General features: G+C 59.5%; 1 protein-coding gene. It reads right to left on the bottom strand.

What is annotated here, in order from left to right; translation table 11 throughout:
* Window positions 1-132: 132 nt before the first annotated feature.
* Window positions 133-2,976, bottom strand: a complete 2,844-nt coding sequence (locus BMY49_RS16915; RefSeq protein ID WP_244155000.1) for an efflux RND transporter permease subunit — start codon at window positions 2,974-2,976, stop codon at window positions 133-135.
* Window positions 2,977-3,077 lie beyond the last annotated feature (101 nt).

The following is a 3,077-nucleotide window of genomic DNA, read 5'->3' as shown; positions in this document are numbered from 1 at the left end:
ACCCTCAGGAATAGCGCCAGTCAAGGCGCTGCGCGCCATGCCTGGCGCACAACGATAAAGGGGCCGTTTGGCCCCTTATCCTCACCTTTGCTCTTGCCGCGCAATGAACGGCTGTCTGGCGATGCTATGGCATCAGCTGTGACTGCTTTCACCACCAGAAGAGGCCACCCACAGCCTGTAGAGTGCTGGCGTAAAGAAAAACGACACCAACGTAGCCAAGAGTAATCCAAACCCGACGGTTTGCGCGAAGGGGGGCCATAGCCCCCCAACCGCCAACATGAGCGGGATCAACCCGGCAAAGGTGGTGATGGTGGTCGATGCGATGTGCCGACTCGTGGGGCCGCTGATGACCGCGAGCATCGCCTCCATATCGCCTTGCCGGGCGGCCGGATCATCATCAAAGGCGGCAATAATAATGATGGTGGCGTTAATGGCGACACCGACCAATCCCATAATGCCGACGATAATCACGAAGCCAAACGCATGACCACTCATCAGCAGCGCCACGATCCCCATGCCCATGGCCTGTGCTCCAGCGATAAAGACAATGGCGGCGCGGCGGAAGGAGTTAAACGCCAGCACCACCGTAGCCACCATGGCAATCACCAGCAGCACCACCGAGGCGAGTAGTTTACCGACGGCCTCATCACGCTCAGCGGCCTCGCCCCCTGTTTCAATACGGTATCCAGCAGGCAACGTCAGCTCACCGTTCTCAAGCGCTGCCTGAAGCTTGGCATCTAACTGCGCCATGGATACGGCCGGTAGCGCATCCGCCACTAAATAGCCTTGCACCAGCTGCACTCGCTCGGCATTTCGTCGGGTAATCACACTCCATGAAGGGGCAAGATAGCTTTCAGCAACAGCCGCTAACGGTAAGCCTTCAGCCACTTGGTCACTCACCAAACGCAGTGCAGCTAGCTGCTCGGCATCAGTGCGCCACCCATCAGCATAACGCACACGTATCGATAGTTGTTGTGTATCTTCCAACAACATACCGGCAGGCTGGCCGGAGAGGGCAGCACCTACCTGTTCCGCCAGGCTCTGCGTCGTCAGCCCTGCATCGCTCAATGCGGTGTGGTCGACATCAAGCACTAGCCGAGGCAAATCACGCTGCATCCCTGCGCGTACGTGGGTTACCTGGGGAAGCTGGTGCATCAGGCCCGCTAGCTCCAGGCCCAGGGAGGAGAGCACCTCCAGATCATCGCCATACACGCGAAGCTCAATGGGCGCTTTAAAAGGCGAGCCTTGCTCGTATTTGCGCACAACGCTTTGGGCTTGAGGAAAGCGCTTATCCAAAGATTGCTGCAGCCCCGGCACCTGTTGATTGGTGGCCTCTAACGATACCGTATCGACGATCAGGTGAAGGAAGGCGGGGTTGTTATCTTCATTAGTTAACACGTTGTAATACATCATCGGCGCACTTTCGCCGATAAACGACGAGACACGCACTACACCCGGCAGCTCGCGCACCATGCTCTCTACTTCGTGGGCCAGCGCTTCTGTCTTGGCGATACTACTGGCGGCGGGCAAGCGCACTTCAATGTAAAACTGGTCGCGGTCGGCGAGAGGGAAGAACGCTACGTCTAGCGTTGGCATCAGCGCTATTCCACCTACCGGCACACAGAGGGTGATCAACATCGCCGCCACGGGGTGGCGCAGTGTGCTGCGAACCGTGCCGCGAAACGCCCGCTTCATTATATTATCCCGCGGGGCAGGCGGTTTAGCGGCTACCTTGGCCAGCAGCATGGGCGAAAGCGCAGGCACCAGCAGCAGCGAAATCAGATAAGAGCTGACCAGCGCTACCATGACCGCCATGGCGAGCGGCCCGACGAACTCACCGGCGGGGCCTGGCATCAGCACGATGGGCATAAACGCCAAAATGGTCGTGAGCGTACTGGCGAGCAGCGGTACCGACAAATGGCGCAACGCATCTCGAGTCGCGGCCAGCGCTGAATCCCCCTGAAGGAAGCGCTCACGCAGGGCATTGGTCATCACAATGGCGTTATCCACCATCAGCCCCAATGCGACAATAATACCGATGATGCTCATCTGGTGGATTTCCATCCCCAGCGGCTTGAACAGCGCCAGGGTGAGCAGCGCCGTCGCCGGAATGGCCAGCCCTACGGTGAGCGCAGAGCGCCAGCCCATCGTGAGAAATAGAATCGCGACCACCAGTACCAAGCCCATCAGCAGGCTAATCGCTACATCACTAAGACGCTGGTTGGTATAGCTGGCCTGCTCAAAGACTTCTTCTACCGCCAGCCCTATCGGCAGTTCATCGTCAAACGCCGCTAGTTGCGCCTGGGCACGCTCAACCCACGCATCGATACGCTGGCCCGGCACCATACGAGCACCTACAAATACGGCCCGCTCACCGTTTAGCAGCGCCACCGCGCTGGGTGGGTCTTGAACACCACGGCGCAGCTCGGCAATTTCCCCTAGCTTGACGCTCTGGCCCTGCTGGGTGGTGACGTTGATCTCTCGCAGCCGGTCAAGCGCATCAAACTCGCCGCTCAAGCCCACCGTTAGCCGATGCCCTTGTGTGACCACCTCGCCAGCCGTGCGGCGGCCGTCGCTCGCCTCAATGGCCCCGGCAAGCTGACCAACCGAGAGTCCTAACGCATTCAGTTCCAGCGGGTCTACCATCACCTCGACCTGCTCACCGGCGACGCCAAAACGGTGGGTATATTCGGTGCCTGCTACCTGCCGTAACTGATCTTCTAGGCGTTCGGCATAGCGCTCCATCAATTGTGGATTGGGAGGGGTATCCAACGTCCAGCGCAGAGCGGCCACGATACTGAACGCATAGCCACGGTCATCCAACAACTCCGGCGTTTGCACGCCTTCCGGTAGCGAGGGCGCTACATCGCTGAGCTTATCGCGCACGCGGCTCCACACCGGCGTGACATTGGTCACCGCGTCGCTCAGCTCCAGGCTGAGCACGGCAATGCCTTGCCGCGAGGTAGATTCCAGCACATCAATCTCAGCAAAAACCCGCGTGAACCCTCGCCCACTCGGGCGGGGAGGTAAGCGGGGGCCGCACAAGCGGCCCTATTCTGGTGTCTTCTGTCCCTGCA

This window comes from Vreelandella aquamarina, assembly GCF_900110265.1.
Taxonomy (GTDB): domain Bacteria; phylum Pseudomonadota; class Gammaproteobacteria; order Pseudomonadales; family Halomonadaceae; genus Vreelandella; species Vreelandella aquamarina.
Note: the sequence above shows the minus strand (reverse complement) of the source record. Positions and strands in the feature narration are given on the sequence as shown.